The sequence below is a fragment of the Streptomyces sp. NBC_00310 genome (assembly GCF_036208085.1).
GTDB lineage: Bacteria > Actinomycetota > Actinomycetes > Streptomycetales > Streptomycetaceae > Streptomyces.
Genome location: NZ_CP130714.1, coordinates 1,116,139 through 1,134,274 on the forward strand (window position 1 = coordinate 1,116,139; position 18,136 = coordinate 1,134,274).

Here is an 18,136-nt window from a genome sequence, read left to right on the forward strand (position 1 = left end):
CGCGTCGAGGGGAACCTAGGTGCGCCGGTCAGGGGCGTCAAGGTGGCATTCGTCCGGGTGCGGAGAGCGGGCCGCCGACAATGTCGGGCCCTACGTACAATCTTCGGGAATCGGCCGGAGGGTTCGCGTTCACGAACGTCCGGATCGGCCCGGGACGGCCCGGGGCCGGCTTCAGGGGGAATCGCATTGCCGTGGGACGTGGCTCCGCTGGTGAGCCGGCAGACCGAACTGGACCGGCTCGCCGGGGTGCTCGACGGGCTCACGGGGACCGGCCACGGCCCGACGGTCGTCGATGTCACCGGCGCGGCGGGGATCGGCAAGAGCAGGCTGGTGTCCGAGTTCTGCGCCCGGGCGCGGGACCGGGGTATGACGGTGCTGCGCGGCCGGGCGACCGAGTACGAGCGGCATCTGCCCTACCAGCCCCTCGCCGACGCCCTCGCGGACCTGGACGCCGAGGCCGGGATACCGTCCCCGCTCGCCGAGGTCCACACCATGGACCGCTTCGCCCTGCAACGCGCGGCGGCCGCCTTCCTGGCCCGGATCGCCCGGACGGGCAACGGCCTCGTGGTGGCCCTCGACGACGTGCACTGGGCGGACCCGGCGTCCCTGGAACTCCTCGACCACCTCGTACGACATCCGCCGCGGCGCGCCCCCGTGGTGATCGTGGTGGCACGCCGCGAACGGCAGACGTCACCCCGGCTCGCCGCCTCGCTCACCCGGGGCGTCGAGGCCGGGACGGTGCTCCGCCTCGAACTCGGCCCCCTGGACCGGAACGCCTGCCTCGCGGCCCTCGCCCCCGACCGGCCGGCCGAGCTGGCCGCCGAGCTGTACACGGCCAGTGAGGGCAACCCCCTGTACTTCCTCGCCCTGCTCCAGGCCGGCAGACCCGCGGGACTCAGCTCGCTGCTCCTGGACGAGCTGACGCCGCTCACCGACGGTCAGCGCGGGACCGTCCAGGCCGTGGCGGTGCTCGGCGATCACGCGGCACCCGCCCTGGTGGCGGCGGTCACCGGCCGCCTGGAAGTCGAACTCGACGCCGACTTCAGGGAGTTGACCGCCCGCGATCTCGCCCGGCCGGGGGCCGACGGCCGTTGGGCGCTGCGGCATCCGGTGCTGCGCTCCCTCATCCACGACACCACCGATCCCCTGCTGCGCACCCGTATGCACCGGCTCGCCGCCGCCGAGCTGGCGCGGGTCGGTGCGCCGGTCAGTGAGCGGGCGCACCACGTCGAGCGGTCGCTGACCGGCTGGGACCCGCACGCCGTGACCGTCCTCACCGAGGCCGCCCGGCAGGCCGCCGCGACCGCGCCCGCGAGCAGCGCCCACTGGCTGGGCGTCGCCCTCGCCCACCTGCCCGAGCGGCCGGCGTACGGCCCGCTGCGCCGTGATCTGATGCTGCGGCGGGCCGAGGCGCTCGGCGCCTGCGGCGGGCTGCGGGAGAGCCGGGACCTGCTCCACGAGGTGATCAGCCTGTCGCCACCGGGCACCGACGACGGCGTACGCGCCTCGGCCGTCACCCTGTGCGCGGTCATGGAGCGCCACCTCGGCCGGTACGCGGAGGCCGTGGCCCTGCTGCGCCGCGAACTGGCCCGGGGCCGCGACCTCTCCCCCGCCGAGACCGTCCAACTCGGCCTGGAACTGGGCTCGTCCGCCCCGCACGCCAGCTCCTACCCGGATGTACGCGACGACGTGGCCCGCACCCTGGAACTGGCCCGGTCACTGGGCGACGAGGTCGCGGAGGCGGGGGCGCTGGCCGTCACCGCGCTCGGGGAGGCGTACGAGGGCGACACGGTGGCTGCCGCCGAGGCCGCCGACCGGGCCTCCGCGCTCATCGACTCCCTCACCGACCAGGATCTCGCGGGCCTGTGCGAACCGCTGGCCCGGCTGAGCTGGGCGGAGGCGTTCCTGGAACGGTACGCCGACGCGGAACGGCATGCCGAGCGCGGCCTCGCCGTCGCCCGCCGGGGCGGCCTGCTCTATGTGGTGCCTCATCTGCTGCTGTGCCGCTCCCACATCCAGGTCATGACGCTGCGGCTGGGGTCGGCCGTCGAGCTCGCCGAGGAGGCCGAGACGATCGCCCGGGGCATCGGCAGCGACGAGTTGCTCGCCTTCGTGCTGGCGTCCAAGGCCCAGGCGCTGATCCCCGCGCTGCCTCCGGGTGACGGCGGTGCGCTGGCCGTGGCCGAGGAGGCCGTCGCCCGGGCCGGCGCCGGCACCCGCTGGTGGGCGTCCATCGCCTGGTGCATGCTCGGGTACGCCGCGCTCCACGCCGGTGATCCGGCGCGGGCGCGGGCCGCCCTGCTCCGGGCGGGCGGGGAGGACCTCGACGGGCTTCAGCCGAGCATGCGGCCGCTGTTCCTGGAGATCCTCGTCACCGCCGCCGTCGCCACGGGGGACCACGTCGAGGCCCGGCACTGGGCGGAACGCGCCCGCAAGGAGGCGGAGCGGCTCGGTCTCGTGGCGCAGCGGGCGTCCGCGCTGCGCAGCTGGGCGCATGTGCCGCTGGCCGAGGGGGATATGACCGCCGCGGCCGACCTGTTCGAGCAGGCCGCCGAGGAGACGGCCCGGGGCGGTGGCCGGTTGTGGGAGGCGCAGACCCTGCTGCTGGGGGCGCCTCTGAGCGCAGCCGTGGGGCGCACGGCCCGGGCTCGCGCCATGTGGGAGCGCGCTCTGCGCCTGAGCACCGAGGGCGACGCCCACTTGCTGGCCGGCCTCGCGGAGGTGATCCGCCCGGCCGTCTTCGGCGAAACGGGTCCGACGGGCGGGGTGCCGGGCAGGGGTCCCGGCCCGGGGGCGGGCATGGGCGCGGGCGCGGGGCCGGGCGCGGGCGCGGGGCCGGAGTCGGGCGCAGGCGTCGGCATACCGTCTCCGTCTCCGTCTCCGTCTCCGGCGCCGACGCCCGTGGAACCGACCGTGCTGTCCCCGCGCGAGCGGGAGATCGCCGCCCTCGTCGCGGAGGGTCTGACCAGTCCCGCCATCGCCGAGCGGCTCTACCTCAGTCCGCGCACGGTCGAGACGCACCTCTCGCGCATCTACCGCAAGACGGGCGTCACCTCGCGGGCGGCGCTGGCCGCCCTGCAGGTCCGGGGCGAACTGGGCGTCGGCGGCGCGTAGTCACGGTGGCGGACCTCGCGCGCGCCGGCGGCGGACCGGCAACGCGAGGGTCGCCGGGCGCAGACCCGAGGACCTCGCGGTGGGGGTGAGGCGGCCCGCACCGCACCGGCCGCTTGTCGGGGGAGGTCGGGCGTCCAGACGGCCGTGGCGCCGGGCTCGACGCTCCGCGTGGGCGCCCGGCGTACGGCCACGGTCCTCCCGCGCGAGCGAGGCCCCTCACACGCGCGGCCGTCGACGAGGGGTACACCCCCGACGTTCGGGCACGTCGGATCGAGGTACGGGGCCAGGTCGTAGGCGAAGTGAAGTATGGGAAGCCGTAGAGATGGAATCCCAGGTGTTTCCAGTCCCCCCAGACGTGCGCGTTCTGGCACACCCCGCCGAATCGCAGCTCACCATGTGAACGCTGGTCGGCCGACACCTCACTCGGACGTGCTCCCTGGTCGCCAGGAGGGCGGTCCGCGCGAGGAGTTGACGCCCTCTCACACTCCACGCAAGTTCGGCATATCGAACTTCAAGCAGAATGCTGAACTGACATAGACATGACGGACATGGGGCGGTACGGCTGCGCCGTCAAGGGGCGAGTGCGATGGGCACCCCTCGGTGCGTCTCCCCGAGCGGGGTGGTTAGCATATGAGCGCCGCCTAGCTCGAAAGATAAATCTGTGACTGTCAACGAGGACTCGTTCACCCAATGGAAGAACCGCGAGGAGATCGCGGAGTCGATGATCCCGATCATCGGGAAGCTGCACCGCGAGCGGGACGTGACGGTCCTGCTGCACAGCCGCTCCTTGGTGAACAAGTCGGTGGTCAGCATCCTGAAGACCCACCGGTTCGCCCGCCAGATCGCCGGTGTGGAGCTCTCGGTCACCGACACCCTGCCGTTCCTGCAGGCCCTCACCACGCTCGACCTCGGCCCCTCCCAGATCGACATCGGCTTGCTCGCCGAGGCCTACCCGGCCGATGACCGCGGTCTGTCGATCGCGGAGTTCACCGCCGAGGCCGTCGCCGGCGCCACGGGCGCCAACAAGATCGAGGGCGGCGAGGGACGCGACGTCGTCCTCTACGGCTTCGGCCGCATCGGCCGCCTCGTGGCCCGACTGCTGATCGAGAAGGCCGGCTCGGGCAACGGCCTGCGGCTGCGCGCCATCGTCGTGCGCGGCGGCGGGGAGCGAGCCGGCGAGGACATCGTCAAGCGCGCCTCCCTGCTGCGCCGGGACTCCATCCACGGCCAGTTCCAGGGCACGATCACCGTCGACGAGGCGAACAGCACGATCAACGCCAACGGCAACGAGATCAAGGTGATCTACGCGGGCGACCCGTCCGAGATCGACTACACCGAGTACGGCATCAAGAACGCCATCCTCATCGACAACACCGGCAAGTGGCGCGACCGCGCAGGTCTGTCGACGCACCTGCGCCCCGGCATCGACAAGGTCGTGCTGACCGCGCCCGGCAAGGGTGACGTCCCGAACATCGTGCACGGCGTCAACCACGACACGATCAAGCCGGACGAACAGATCCTGTCCTGCGCGTCCTGCACCACCAACGCGATCGTGCCGCCGCTGAAGGCGATGGACGACGAGTTCGGTGTGCTGCGCGGTCACGTGGAGACCGTCCACTCGTTCACCAACGACCAGAACCTGCTGGACAACTACCACAAGTCGGACCGCCGGGGCCGCTCCGCGCCGCTCAACATGGTCATCACCGAGACGGGTGCCGCCTCGGCCGTCGCCAAGGCGCTGCCCGACCTCAAGGCACCGATCACCGGCAGCTCGATCCGTGTCCCCGTCCCGGACGTCTCGATCGCGATCCTCAGCCTGCGCCTCGGCCGCGAGACCGACCGCGAGGAGGTCCTCGACTACCTCCGCAACGTCTCGCTGACCTCGCCGCTCAAGCGCCAGATCGACTTCACCAACGCCCCCGACTCGGTCTCCAGCGACTTCATCGGATCCCGGCACGCCTCGATCGTCGACGCCGGCGCCACCAAGGTCGACGGCGACAACGCGATCCTCTACCTCTGGTACGACAACGAGTTCGGCTACTCCTGCCAGGTCATCCGCGTCGTCCAGCACGTCTCCGGAGTGGAGTACCCGACGTACCCGTCCCCGGCGGTCTGACCGTCGCGCCGCAGTACCCGCGACCACGGGCCGGACGAGCGATCCGCTCGTCCGGCCCGTGGTGGGTCCGGGGTGTGCCCGTGGTGGGACGGCGCCGTGAGCCGAGCTTGAGAAGAGTCCGACCGCCGCATGCCGCGCGCCCGGGACGCCATGGGCCGCGCGAACGCGCGGCCGCCGAACGTAGCCGCGTTGTCGGTGGCGGGATCTACGGTTCCGCCATGCCCTTCTCCCTGACTCACGGACTGCCCGCCGGCCGCTTCACCCCGCACGGGCCGTCGCACATCTGGATCTCGGACGAATTCCCGCGCGCCCTCCGGGAGTTGTGGCCCCGGCTGCTGAGCGAGCACGGGACGACGGGTCTGCTGCCGGTCCTCTACCGCGGCGACGTCATCGGCGAGCCCCTGGACCCGGGGCTGGTCGATGACCTGTGTCTGGAGGAGGTGCTGGCGACGGGCTTCGCCGAGTACCGCCGTCGGCGACTCCCGCTCTGGACGAACCCGACGCCCGAGCCGGAGCCGGTGCCCGAGGACGTCGAGCCGTGGCCGCACGATCCCGGCCCGCCCTTCGCACAGTGGCCGGGCCTGGCGCCCGCGATGCCGGTCGCGCCCACGGGCCCGAGGCCGCAGGAGGCGGCCTCCGGAGCACCGGCGCGCATCGCACGCACGGATCACGGAGTGCTCGACTGCCGTCTCGTGCTCGTCCCGGCCCGGCGCGGCAGCGACGCCCTGGCGTTGCTCGGCTGGAACTCCGAGGCGCCCCTGCCTCTGCTCTGTGCGCTGCTGCGCAGCTGGGAGGAACGGTTCGGTGCCCACCTGGTGGCCGTGCACGGCGGCACACTGGACATCTCCGTCGCCCGGCCGCCGCGCACCGCGGAACACGCGGACCTGCTCGCTCTCGAACATGTGCTCAGCACGGCGAACAACATCGTCGACGACCCGCCGACCCCGTTCCCCGACTACGCGGCCGACCTCGTGGGACGGGACCACTGGTCCTTCTGGTGGGACTAGTCTCCCAGGCGTCGTCCGAGGGCGCCGTCCGAGGGCGTTGTCAGTGGTGGGAGGCAGGATGGTCCGCATGACGACATCAGTTGCAGTGATCGTGGATGCCGCCGCCTACGCGCAGGCCGTCGAGGACGCGGTCAAGGCCTCGGCCGCCTACTACACGGGCGGTACGTCGGTGCTGGACGACGACACCTACGACCGGCTCGTGCGGGGCATCGCGCTGTGGGAGACCGAGCATCCCGAGCAGATACTGCCGGACTCGCCGACCGGGAAGGTGGCCGGTGGGGCGGTCGAGGGGGATGTGCCGCACACGGTGGCGATGCTGAGCCTGGACAACGTGTTCTCGGGCGAGGAGTTCACGACGTGGACGGCGTCGCTGGCCCGGCGGATCGGGCACGACGTGGAGCGGTTCAGCGTGGAGCCGAAGCTCGACGGGCTGGCGGTCGCCGCCCGGTACACGCGAGGGCGGCTGACGCAGTTGATCACGCGTGGCGACGGGACGGCCGGGGAGGACGTCTCGCACGCCATCGGCACCATCGAGGGGCTGCCCGGTGAGCTCGCCGAGCCGGTCACCGTGGAGGTGCGGGGCGAAGTCCTCATGACGACCGCCCAGTTCGAGCACGCCAACGAGGTGCGCACCGGACACGGCGGGCAACCGTTCGCGAATCCCCGCAACGCCGCCGCGGGCACCCTGCGTGCCAAGGAGCGGGCTTACACGGTGCCGATGACCTTCTTCGGCTACGCCTTGCTGGCGCTGCCGGGCACGGACGCCGACTCCGCCGCGCGGCTGGGCGAGCTCGCCCACAGCGAACTGATGGCGCGGGCCGCCGAACTGGGGGTGAACACCACCGCGAGTACGGCCGTGCCCGGTGTCACCGCCGGCACCGTGGAGGAGGTCCTGGCCCGGGTGAAGGAGATCGCCGCGCTGCGGGCCGAGCTCCCGTTCGGGATCGACGGGATCGTCGTCAAGGCCGACCTCGCCGCCGACCAGCAGGCCGCCGGGTCCGGTTCACGCGCCCCGCGCTGGGCGATCGCCTACAAGCTGCCCGCCGTCGAGAAGATCACGCGGCTGCTGGAGGTGCAGTGGAACGTCGGCCGTACCGGCATCATCGCGCCGCGCGGCGTGCTGGAGCCGGTCGAGATCGACGGCTCCACCATCACGTACGCCACCCTGCACAACCCCGCCGACATCACGCGCCGCGACCTGCGGCTGGGCGACCACGTGATGGTGCACCGCGCGGGTGACGTCATCCCCCGCGTGGAGGCGCCCGTCGCCCATCTGCGCACGGGGGACGAACAGCCCATCGTCTTCCCCGAGGTGTGCCCGAGATGCGGCTCCGGCATCGACACCGGGGAACAGCGCTGGCGCTGCGAGAACGGCCGCAACTGCCATCTGGTGGCGTCCCTCTCGTACGCGGTCGGCCGCGATCAGCTCGACGTGGAGGGGCTCGGCCACACCCGGGTCGTGCAGCTCGTCGAGGCGGGCCTGGTGGCCGATCTCGCCGACCTGTTCGTACTCACCCGGGAGCAGCTCCTCGGCCTGGAGCGCATGGGGGAGACCAGCACCGACAATCTCCTCGCCGCGCTCGACACGGCCAAGGGGCGGCCGCTGTCTCGGGTGCTGTGCGCGCTGGGTGTCCGGGGCACCGGACGCTCCATGTCCCGCCGTATCGCCCGGTACTTCGCCACCATGGACAACATCCGCGCCGCCGACGCCGAGGCGATCCAGCGGGTCGAGGGCATCGGCACCGAGAAGGCCCCCTCCATCGTGGCCGAACTCGCCGAACTCGCCCCGCTCATCGACAAGCTCGTGGCGGCCGGGGTGAACATGACCGAGCCGGGCGCCACACCGCCCGCCCCGGCGGACGAGGAAGCCGCCGACACGGAGGGCGGCGTCGAGCCCGCGGGCGGTCCGCTCGCCGGGATGGCCGTGGTGGTCACGGGCGCGATGACCGGCGTCCTGGAGAGGCTCAGCCGCAACCAGATGAACGAACTCATCGAACGGGCCGGCGGGCGCGCCTCCTCCAGCGTCTCCAAGAAGACGTCGCTGGTCGTGGCGGGCGAGAACGCCGGCTCCAAGCGCGCCAAGGCCGAGACCCTCGGCATCCGCCTGGCCGATCCGGACGAGTTCGCCGCCCTCGTCGCCGACTTCCTCGAATGAGCCGGCACGACCAATTAGTGGAACACGCTGTCAGGGGCCATCGGAAGCCCCCGGCCAGGAATCCTCGGTCGACCGACAAGAGCACTGCTCAGAAGAGCAACGGCTCCTCAGACCGCCTCGTCGGCGCCAAGCCTGACACCTCCGGTTCGGGCGAGGACATGTTGGATCGTCTCTGCGCGGCGGAGCAGCCCGAATTGGATGCTTCCGTCGGCAGCGATGCGCACGCCGTGGACCGCGGGGTCGGGAAGACTGTTGTAGTGGAAGGGTGTGGAGGAGTAGTAGGCGCCGGTGTCGAGGAGGGCCACGATGTCGCCGGGTGCGAGCCTGGGCAGCGGACGGGCCTGGGCGACCAGGTCGCCCGCGAAGCAGCAGGGGCCTGCGATGTCCTGGGGTACGGCTTCCCCGTCCTTGAGGGAGCCGGCAGGGTCATGTGCGGTGATCCGCAGCGGCCAGGCTTCGGGCATGAACACCGTACGTGTGGCCACCTGGGCACCTGCGTGGGTGATCGCGATCGGGCGTCCGCCGGAGGTCTTGGTGTATTCGACATACGCGGCGGTGAAGCCGTTCTTGGCCAGCAGGGACCGCCCGAACTCGGTGACGACCCGGTAGTCGCCGCTGAACAAGGCCGGCGCGTGGGCCCGGAGGTGAGCGACATACTCGTCGAAGCCCGGCGTCGGCTCGTCGCTGCCGAAGTTGACGGGCAGTCCGCCGCCGATGTCGATACCGGTCACCTGGCGCCGGCCGAGGTCGGCGTTGACCTGGTCGGCGAAGGCCACGGCCTTCGCGATGCCTTGGGCGATCAGATCCAGCGGGCAGCCCTGCGACCCGACGTGGGCGTGGACCCAGGTGAGCCATGGACGGTCCCGGTAGGCCTGGAGGAGCTGCTCCCGATTGCCGTCGTCCCCCAGCGGTATGCCGAACTTGGAGGTCGCGGTGGCCGTACTCATCGCGGCGATCTCCCCGCTGCCGACCTGAGGGTTGATCCGCACACCGATCCGGGAGGTGGACGAACGGCTTGCGAGGATCTTGTCGACGCGCCGGAGTTCCTGGAAGTTGTCCACGTTGACCGCGACACCCAGGGCCAGGGCCCGGTTGAGATCCGCGCGGGTCTTGGCCGGGGAGTCGAAGACGATCCGTTCGGGCGCGAAGCCGGCGGCCAGCGCCTGGGCGAGTTCGCCAGTGCTGGCGACCTCGCAGCCCATGCCATGCGTCCGCAGTTCCTCCAGCACCGGCACCAGGCAGTTGGCCTTCGCCGCGAACGTGTGCAGGGCCTGAACCGAGGACGGGAAGGCACGGTGCAGCGCCTCGACGCTCGCGGCGACGCCGTCGAGGTCGACAAACGCCGCCAGTACGGCATGGTCGGGGTCGAGAAGCCGCTCGCGTACGGCCGCGCGCAGGATGCGTTCGCGTCGTTCGGCTGCTGGGGAGGTGGTCATTCGGATCCTTCCGGATTCTGCCGAGCGGCTGCGAACCGGCTGCAGGACGAGACGAAGTCGTCGAAGAGACTGCGGTGGGCTCGCTGGTCGATGAGCTCTTCCGGGTGGTACTGGACGCCTACGATCCAGCGGTCGGGGTCCGTGGCCTCGACGGCTTCAACGGTGCCGTCCTCCGCTGTGGCGACCACCCTCAGCGCCGGTGCCGGTGTGGCGACGGCCTGATGGTGCAGGCTGTTCACCCGGAGGAACCGGGCATCGGACAGTCCGGCGAGGCGGGAGCCGGCTGCGATCCGGAGCTCGTGGACCTCCGAGTCCAGCGGCAGAACCTGGAGATGGTCGACCGGGCCGCCGGGCTCCAGGTGCTGGACCAGGCTGCCGCCCAGGGCGACGTTGAGGATTTGACAGCCTCGGCAGATGCCGAGTATCGGCATGCCCAAGTCGGCCGCGGCGGCGATGGCGTTCATCTCCAGAGCGTCGAGGTCCTCGTCGATGACCGTCTTGGGGTGCACCTCCTCTCCGAAGTGGCGGGGGTGCGGGTCGACTCCGCCGGGGAGGAACAGGCCGTCGACGCCTTCCATCACATGCCGGATCGCCGTGTCGTCGATGCCGGGCATGATGGCGATCGGTATCGCTCCCGGACTCGTCAGAGCCTGTACATAGCTGTCGGCCAGCCTGAAGACGGACGGACGGTCAGGCAGGTCCCGTCCCAGGGTGACCGCGATCAGCGGTCGACGGACGACGTTACACACAGGGGGTGTCCCTCTCTTCGTGGCACAAGGTGGTCGGCGAGCGGTCGTGGTCCCGGACCGGACATGCCGGAGTGGTAGCGGCCTACAGGACGCTGTCGAGGAATGTCCTCGTTCTGTCGTGCTGCGGGTTGCTGATCACGTCGGTCGGGGCACCGGATTCCACGACGACGCCGTCGTCCATGAAGACGACCTGGTCCGCCACCTCGCGGGCGAAGCCGATCTCATGGGTCACGACGATCATCGTCATGCCGCTCTTCGCCAGATCGCGCATCACGTTCAGCACATCGCCGACGAGTTCCGGATCCAGGGCCGACGTCGGTTCGTCGAAGAGCATCAGCTTCGGATCCATCGCGAGCGCCCGGGCGATGGCCACCCGCTGCTGCTGGCCACCTGACAGTTGCGCCGGATACATGCCCGCACGATCGGTGAGACCGACCCGCTCCAGTAGTTCCATGCCTCTGGCGCGAGCGTCGGCTTTGCTCCGGCGCGCCACACCGACCGGGGCCTCGACGATGTTCTCCAACGCCGTGAGGTGGGGGAACAGGTTGAACCGCTGGAAGACCATGCCGATACTCCGGCGCTGGGCCGCGATCTGACTGGGTCTCATCTCGCGGGCATGACCACCGTGTTCGCGGTAGCCCATCAGCTCACCGTCGACGTATATACGCCCGCCGTCGACCCGCTCCAGGTGGTTGATGCAGCGCAGGAATGTCGATTTGCCGGAGCCAGAGGGCCCGAGCAGGCACATCACCTGCCCACGCTCGACACGGAGATCGATCCCCTTGAGCACCAGGTTCGCGCCGAAGCGTTTGCGGACGTCCCGCGCCTCCACCAACGGCTTCGATCCGTCGAGGACCTGCGTTGTCATGCGTCTCCTTCCGTCCTCGCGTCGGTGTGTGCGACCTGTGTGACACGGGTCCGCATCTGGCCCACCAGGCGGCGGGCCTGCTGCCAGGGAGTCAACGGCAGGCTTCGGTTGGTGCCGCGGCCGTATCTGCGCTCCAGGTAGTACTGCGGCACGGAGAGCACGGAGGTGAGGACCAGGTACCAGACGCTTGCGACGATCAGCAGCTCGACCTGGCGCAGGTTCTGCGCCGAGATCCAGCTGGTCTGCGTGTAGAGCTCCGGCACCGCGATGAGCTGAAGCAGGGCCGTGTTCTTGAGCATGGAGATCGTCTCGTTGCCCATGGGCGGGATGATCACCCGCATCGCCTGGGGCAGCACGATGCGCCGCAGGGTGTACGCGGGCGACATCCCCAGCGAGTGGGCCGCCTCGACGTTGCCGTGATCGACCGAGAGCAGTCCCGCGCGGACGATCTCGGAGGCGTACGCGGCCTCGTTCATCCCCAGAGCCAGCAAGCCGGCGACGAAGGGGGTCACGATCGCGTTGGTGTCCGCGGAGGCGAATTGAATCGAGGTGAAGGGGATACCCAGGGTGAGCTCCTGGTACAGCAGGCCGAGGTAGCCCCAGAACACGATCTGGACGAGCAGAGGGGTGCCACGGAAGAACCACGTGTACGCCCACGACATCACGCGCAGCACCGGGTTGGCGGACAGCCGCATCACCGCCAGCAGGATGGCGAGAGCCGTCGCCAGCGCCATCGCGCAGCCGGTCAGTGCGACCGTGAACAGGACGCCCTGGACGATCCGCCCGTCGAACAGGAAATCGGCGATCGTCAGGTGCTCGATGTTCGGGTTGTGCCAGAGCGAGAACATCCAGCCGGTACACAGGGCGATCAGCACCGTGGCGGCCACCCATCGCCCCGGGTGCCGCAGGGGCGTGGCAGCTACGTCGTGCGTGCCTGCGGCGGCCCGCTCGTCCGGCGCGAATCGGCTGGACTTCTTGGCCGTCGCGATCTCGTCGGTCATGATCCGCGGTTGATGATCGCGGACTTGACGCCGTACGCGGACAGGTCGTACTTGTCGAGGAACTGCTGGTAAGTGCCGTCCTTCACCAGCGAGTTCAGCGCCGCCTGCAGAGCCAGGACGAGATCGTGGTTCTTTCGGAGCACCCCGATGCCGGTGTACACCGGACCGAATCCTGTGGGATGCGCAGGGTCACTCACGACTTCGAACGCGGTGCCGCTTCCTGCCGTGGCGGCGTTGTACCTGGCGGGTGCCGCGTCGAGCACGTCCGCGACGGCCTTTCCGGCGCGAACCGCGAGGAGGGCGTCGCCTTCGGTGGGCAGTTCGATCACCGTGACCGGCTTCCTTCCGGCGGCCTTGCATTTCGGCTCCTGTGCCCTCATCAGGTCGGCCTGAGTGGTGGCTTTGGCGACCGCGACGGACTTGCCGCACAGGTCGAGCACCTTGCTGATCTTCTCCGGATTACCCTTCTTCACGACGATTTCCATTCCGGCGTGGAAGTAGTCGACGAAGTGCAGAGTCTTTTCCCGCTCCGGCGTGTCATTCATTCCGTACATGATGATGTCATGCTTGCCCGACTGCAGTGAGGGGATGATGCTGTCGAATGCCTGGTTCTTGAAGTTGAACGAGACGCCGAGCTTTGCTCCGAGCGCCTGTCCCAAGTCGTAGTCGAATCCGGTCCACTTCTGGTTGGAGTCGAGCATCTCCATCGGCGCGTAGACGCCGCTGGCCACGTCGATCCCGGCTTGGAATCGCTTGGGAAGCAGTGCCGCGACCTTGGCGTCAACGGTGATCGACGGCTGAATCCTGCTTCCACTCGCGGCCGGGGTCGCAGTGTCGCCGGTGGCCGACGTGCCGCTACAGGCACTGAGCAGAATTCCCACGGTCCCCATTGCGAGTGCCGCGATGGTGAAACGACTTCTGGTCACGTGTGTCTCCATTCGAAGAAATCGGGTCCAGGTCAGCGTCAGGTGTCCGACCGGTTGAAGAATTTCGACGAGTCTTTCCGTGCGGAGTCCCGGAGCGGAAAGGTCATTGCGGCGATTGTTGTCCCCGCCCGCATCACTCGTCCTGATCCGATTGGACTAGGATCTGGCTATGGCTTTGTCCGATCACCCAAGCGGTGAGATCGTCGCCGACGCACCGGCCACCACGGTCCGGCACCTCGTCGCGACCATCGGATCGCCGGTCCTGCAGGTACTGACCGCGCCACGAGGACTGGAACAGACGGTTCGAGGGACCGTCCTGCACGACCCCCACGACCCCCTGCCGTCCGGCGTGGACCAGCTCCTGTTGCTGCCAGGGCTTCAGGGCGACCAAGCGGGCGCCGCCGAGCTCGTACGGGAGGCCGCCCACCGCGGATACTGCGCGATGGTCCTCAAGCTCAGGGGGACGGATACCAGCGCCCTCGTCGCGGAATCGTCGGCCGGCGGCCTCACCCTGCTCGCCGCGGCGGACGAGGTCTCCTGGCGCCACCTCGACGCGCTGCTGCTCTCCGCCCTGGGTTCCCAGGGGGGCGGGGGCGACCCGAAGGCCGGATCCGGGGACGGACTGTTCATCCTGGCGAACGCCGCCAGCGCCGTCATCGGCGGATCTGTTGCCATCGAGGACCTGGACCGGCGCGTGATGGCCTATTCGTCATCGCCGGACCAGCGCATCGACGCCCTGCGGCGCGAAGGAATTCTGAGCCGCCGTGTCCCGGAGATCGATCACAACCTCGAGCGGTATCGGGTCGTGCTCGGTTCGGACAAGGTCGTGCGCTTTCCCGATGCGCTCGGAGCGCTGCCCCGCGCGGCCATAGCCATCAGGGCCGGGACCCAGCCGCTCGGCACTATTTGGGCCATCGAAAGCACCGACGGCCTCGGCGGAGACGGTGAACAGGCGCTGGTCGATTGTGCACGCCTGGCCAGTCTGCACATTCTTCGCAGCCGCAATGCAAATGAACTGGAGCTTCAAAAACGCGAGAGCGCGCTGCTCGGGGCACTGGAAGGATCCTGGGCGGCTCACGAAACAGTCTTTCGTCTTTCCATTCCGTCAGGAGTCGACCTCGGGCTCCTCGGATTCGCCGCGACAACCGACGCGACGGGTTCTGTGGCTTTGACCGCTTACCTCAGCCACGCGCTGTCCCGCTACATCGTCCCCTTCCGCCCGGACGCGAGTATTGCCACGACGTCCCGTGCGGTCTACGTCCTGTTGCCGGGCGGTGGATCACAGGCTGCGAGGCGGATCGCGAGAGACGCGCTCACCGCGATCCGCGGGGCTTTCGGTGACAGCGTCCGCGCAGCGGTCGCCTCCACGGAAACGGATCCGGCGGCCCTGCCGGCCATGCGCCGGGAGATCGACGACATCCTGCGCGTGACGACAGCCCACGCCGACGCACCGCCGGTGGCCGGGCTGACCGACGTACACGCGCGGCTCCTGCTGGCTCGCGTTGCCGACGAGCTCAGCCGCGAACCGCGCTTGGGGCATCCCGCTGTCGCCGCGATGGCCGCCCACGATGCCGAGCACGGTACGGACTTCGTCGTGTCGGTCCTCGCATGGCTCGACGCGGTGGGCAACGTCGCCGAAGCCGCGACCCGGCTGGGTGTGCACTCCAACACCCTGCGCTACCGGCTGCGCCGGACCGCCGAACTCTTCGACATCTCACTGGACGATGCCGACGACAGGCTCTCGCTGTGGCTGCAGCTACGCCTCGTCCACCGCTGAGCCCGCTCATGGGCGCTGTCACGTTGGTTGACTGGGTGGGATGACCTTCTGGTCGATCGTGATGACCATCCGCTTCGCGATCTGCGAAGTTGCGTCGGGCGAGGCCTTCGTGGGGGACCCTGATCGAATACCTACCTTGCCTGCATCCGCGATCAGCTGGCTGTAGCACGTGGGGTCATTGCCATGGAGGCATCGGTGTAGATCTCCGCGGTCCGGGTCGCCGAGCCGGGCAACTCCTTCTTCTTCGCCGAGAACACCATCTGCGGCTTCGTCTGGGCCGGTGACCACGGCTTCAAGGTCACCAACAACAGCTATTACACGGACCCGTGGCAGTTCAACTGCCCGGACAACATCGACCAGGCCGCCATCATCGAGGGCGTCAAGCGCGCCCAGGAGTACGCCGAGAGCAAGGGCTCCCTCCAGATCGCCGCCGCGGGCAACGAGAACTACGACCTCGCCCACAAGACGACCGACTCCGCGAGCCCGAACGACTCGACGCCGGTCACCCGCACCATCACCAACGCCTGCCTCGACATCCCGACCGAGCTGCCGGGCGTGGTCACGGTCGCGGCCAACGGCACGGGCGTCACCAAGGCCTCGTTCTCCAACTACGGGCAGGGCGTCATCGACGTCGCGGCGCCGGGCAGCAACGTGTACTCCACCGTCCCCGGCGGCGGCTACGGCAGCAAGAGCGGCACCTCGATGGCCACCCCGCACGTGGTCGGCGTGGCAGCACTCATCGCCGGCGCCGACCCGGGCATCACCCCGGCGCAGATCCGCGCCAAGCTGGCCGCCCAGGCCAACGACATCACCTGCCCCTCGGACAGCCGCTGCACGGGCACGACGGCCAACAACTCGTTCTTCGGCGAGGGACAGGCCGACGCCCTCAAGGCAGTGGGGACCACCCCGCCACCAGGCAAGTACGTCGAGAACCTCGCGGACTTCGCCATCAACGACAACGCGACCGTGGAGAGCCCGATCGCCGTCACCGGCGTGACCGGCAACGCCCCGGCCACCCTCAAGGTGGGTGTGGACATCAAGCACACCTACATCGGTGACCTGAAGGTCGACCTGGTGGCGCCGGACGGCACCGTCTACACGCTGCACAACCACGCCGGCGGCAGCGCCGACAACATCGCCCAGACCTACACCGTGAACGCCTCCTCGGAGATCGCGAACGGCACCTGGAAGCTGCGCGTCAACGACAACGCCGCCTCCGACACAGGCAAGATCGACGCCTGGAACCTGACCTTCTAGTAGGACTCCGTTAAGTTGCTCTGGCTCTTGGGTTCTGGCTGGTGGTGGATGTTCTGGGCAGGGGGCGGTGGCAGGTGGTGCAGGTGCCGGTCCAGCAGTTCAGCAGGTCCTGGATGGTGTCGAGGATCTGGTAGAGGGTGAGTCCGCTGTATCGGCTTTTGGGGCCAGGCGCTGTTCGGTGAGGAACGCGTGGGCGGCGGTGACCAGGGTGACGTGGTGGTGCCAGCCGGTCCAGGAACGTCCTTCGAAGTGGTCCAGGCCGAGGCCGTGTTTGAGTTCCCGGTAGTCGTGTTCTATGCGCCAGCGGATCTTGGCCAGGCGGACCAGTTCAGCGTGCGGGGTGTCGGCCGGCAGGTTCGACAGCCAGTAATCGGTGGGTGCTTCGGCGCCTTCGGGCCATTCGACCAGCAGCGTGACGTCGGGCAGGACACCGTCCCACAAACCCTCCTGCGCGGTGGCGGCGGCCTGGGCAAGGCGGCGGGACCGGACACCGGCCGGCCGCACGCGCAGCGCCAGAAAGCGCGAGCGCATCGGCCCGCGTGAGCCTTCACGCCAGGTCACCTCGGTGAAGGCCTGCCGCCCCTGGTCCGCCGCGAGCGCGGCCACCGGGGACGGCTTGTCGCGGTAGCGGGGCTGAGGCTTGCGGCCGTTGCCGGACCAGGGCGGGGCAGCGGGCACCGCATCGTGCGGGTGGACGGTCACGTCCGAGCGGATCGCCACCACGTAGCCGATGTTCCGACGTTCCAGCCCGTCGCGGAAGTCGGCGTTCTGCCCGTAGCCGGCGTCGGCCACCACCGCCGGCGGCACCAGCCCCCACCCGGCCAGCTCGTCGAAGACGTCCAGGGCCAGGCGCCACTTCTCCCGGTGCCCGACCTCCTCAGGAACCCCCGTCCTGCGTCGGCGGACCGGATCATCCGCCCACTCCCGGGGCACGAACAGGCGCCACTGCAGCGGACAGGACGCGGTGTCGGAGACCGCGTGCACGCTGACCGCGACCTGACAGTTGGCCTGCTTGCCCAAAGCCCCGCAGTACTGGTGAGCGACAGCGACCGACATCTTCCCGTCCTTGGGAAACGACACATCGTCGACCGCCCAGGCATCCGGGCCGATTCTCGGCACCATCCGTTCCGCGATCCGCCGCCGCACCGGCACGGGATCCCAGGTCGACTGGTTCACGAACTGCTGCAGGTTCTGCTCGTTGCCGTCCGGCAGCCGCGAGGCCATGGCCTGGATGGACTTGCGGCGACCGTCCACCATCAGTCCCCGCAGATAGCAGTCACTCTTGGCCCGCTGATCCTTGCGCGGCACCGACGCGAACACATCGGCCACGAACAACGCCAACTTCGCCCGGGCACGGTTCACTTCATGTGCATCCACACACCCACCATGCCCCCAAACAGCACCGCGAGACAGACCTAACGGAGTCCTACTAGCGCAGGGCCCGGCAACGCCCGCGTACAGCACGCACTGCGCCGGCGACAGCTCCCCGCCCGCGGTGTACGCCGCGGGCGGGGCCACCATGCCGGAGGCGTCCAGGAAGGCCGCGGGCGGCCTGGGCCGGTGTCCAGCCCACCGTGCGCCTCCCTGAGGAGCTGCAGGGCCGTGTCCACGCTGACCGGCCGGGCTGACCCTGACCCGGGGCACACTGGAGATCGTGTACGTCTGGTCGGAGATCGAGCGGATCGCCGTGGTGGCCTGGCCCCCGGCCAGGCATGGCTGCGGACGTCTGC

Annotated in this window: 11 protein-coding genes and 1 pseudogene; 6 read left to right on the top strand and 6 right to left on the bottom strand. The window is 69.7% G+C overall.

The annotated features are described in order from the left end of the window. Window positions 1-186 precede the first annotated feature (186 nt). From OG202_RS04945 to ligA, 4 genes are all read left to right on the top strand, one after another. The gene (locus OG202_RS04945; protein WP_328222309.1) at window positions 187-3,114 is read left to right on the top strand and encodes a helix-turn-helix transcriptional regulator; all 2,928 of its coding nucleotides are present in this window, start codon (window positions 187-189) and stop codon (window positions 3,112-3,114) included. Window positions 3,115-3,775: 661 nt separating this feature from the next. Then, complete coding sequence (locus OG202_RS04950; protein ID WP_326584985.1) at window positions 3,776-5,230, top strand: glyceraldehyde-3-phosphate dehydrogenase; 1,455 nt, start codon at window positions 3,776-3,778, stop codon at window positions 5,228-5,230. 218 nt (window positions 5,231-5,448) lie between these two features. Beyond that, window positions 5,449-6,237, top strand: a complete 789-nt coding sequence (locus OG202_RS04955) for a DUF4253 domain-containing protein (RefSeq protein WP_328222310.1) — start codon at window positions 5,449-5,451, stop codon at window positions 6,235-6,237. A gap of 67 nt (window positions 6,238-6,304) precedes the next feature. Beyond that, entirely contained in the window at window positions 6,305-8,392 is a 2,088-nt protein-coding gene (gene ligA, locus OG202_RS04960) for an NAD-dependent DNA ligase LigA (protein ID WP_328222311.1), read from the top strand. Window positions 8,393-8,499: 107 nt separating this feature from the next. Here the strand turns inward: ligA and OG202_RS04965 are convergent, their stop codons facing one another. The 5 genes from OG202_RS04965 to OG202_RS04985 all read right to left on the bottom strand — a co-directional run bounded on the left by OG202_RS04965 (window position 8,500) and on the right by OG202_RS04985 (window position 13,372). Continuing rightward, on the bottom strand, window positions 8,500-9,828 hold the full coding sequence (locus OG202_RS04965; RefSeq protein WP_328222312.1) for a diaminopimelate decarboxylase: 1,329 nt from the start codon (window positions 9,826-9,828) through the stop codon (window positions 8,500-8,502). Next, complete coding sequence (locus tag OG202_RS04970) at window positions 9,825-10,577, bottom strand: gamma-glutamyl-gamma-aminobutyrate hydrolase family protein (protein ID WP_326584981.1); 753 nt, start codon at window positions 10,575-10,577, stop codon at window positions 9,825-9,827. The genes OG202_RS04965 and OG202_RS04970 overlap by 4 nt, the downstream gene beginning before the upstream one ends. An 82-nt stretch (window positions 10,578-10,659) precedes the next feature. Next, complete coding sequence (locus OG202_RS04975) at window positions 10,660-11,445, bottom strand: amino acid ABC transporter ATP-binding protein (RefSeq protein WP_328222313.1); 786 nt, start codon at window positions 11,443-11,445, stop codon at window positions 10,660-10,662. Then, window positions 11,442-12,446 (bottom strand): amino acid ABC transporter permease, encoded by a 1,005-nt coding sequence (locus OG202_RS04980; RefSeq protein WP_326584979.1) that lies wholly within the window; start codon window positions 12,444-12,446, stop codon window positions 11,442-11,444. Before OG202_RS04980 ends, OG202_RS04975 begins: the two co-directional genes overlap by 4 nt. Further along, window positions 12,443-13,372 (bottom strand): ABC transporter substrate-binding protein, encoded by a 930-nt coding sequence (locus tag OG202_RS04985; RefSeq protein WP_328222315.1) that lies wholly within the window; start codon window positions 13,370-13,372, stop codon window positions 12,443-12,445. Before OG202_RS04985 ends, OG202_RS04980 begins: the two co-directional genes overlap by 4 nt. Before the next feature lie 169 nt (window positions 13,373-13,541). Between OG202_RS04985 and OG202_RS04990 the strand changes: the two genes are divergently transcribed. Then, complete coding sequence (locus OG202_RS04990; protein ID WP_328222316.1) at window positions 13,542-15,149, top strand: PucR family transcriptional regulator; 1,608 nt, start codon at window positions 13,542-13,544, stop codon at window positions 15,147-15,149. A gap of 201 nt (window positions 15,150-15,350) precedes the next feature. After that, window positions 15,351-16,406, top strand: a pseudogene (locus tag OG202_RS04995) (S8 family peptidase); the annotation flags it as partial. A gap of 99 nt (window positions 16,407-16,505) precedes the next feature. On the opposite strand, the gene OG202_RS05000 reads toward OG202_RS04995, so the two are convergent. Then, a complete protein-coding gene (locus tag OG202_RS05000; protein WP_327728809.1) occupies window positions 16,506-17,783 on the bottom strand; it encodes an IS701 family transposase in 1,278 nt (425 codons plus the stop codon). Window positions 17,784-18,136: the final 353 nt, after the last annotated feature.

Bases quoted from the DNA above. Each gene is read 5' to 3' on its own strand.
- OG202_RS04955 (WP_328222310.1), top strand. From the start codon at position 5,449: ATGCCCTTCTCCCTGACTCACGGACTGCCCGCCGGCCGCTTCACCCCG.
- ligA (WP_328222311.1), top strand. From the start codon at position 6,305: ATGACGACATCAGTTGCAGTGATCGTGGATGCCGCCGCCTACGCGCAG.
- OG202_RS04965 (WP_328222312.1), bottom strand. From the start codon at position 9,828: ATGACCACCTCCCCAGCAGCCGAACGACGCGAACGCATCCTGCGCGCG.
- OG202_RS04975 (WP_328222313.1), bottom strand. From the start codon at position 11,445: ATGACAACGCAGGTCCTCGACGGATCGAAGCCGTTGGTGGAGGCGCGG.
- OG202_RS04980 (WP_326584979.1), bottom strand. From the start codon at position 12,446: ATGACCGACGAGATCGCGACGGCCAAGAAGTCCAGCCGATTCGCGCCG.
- OG202_RS04990 (WP_328222316.1), top strand. From the start codon at position 13,542: ATGGCTTTGTCCGATCACCCAAGCGGTGAGATCGTCGCCGACGCACCG.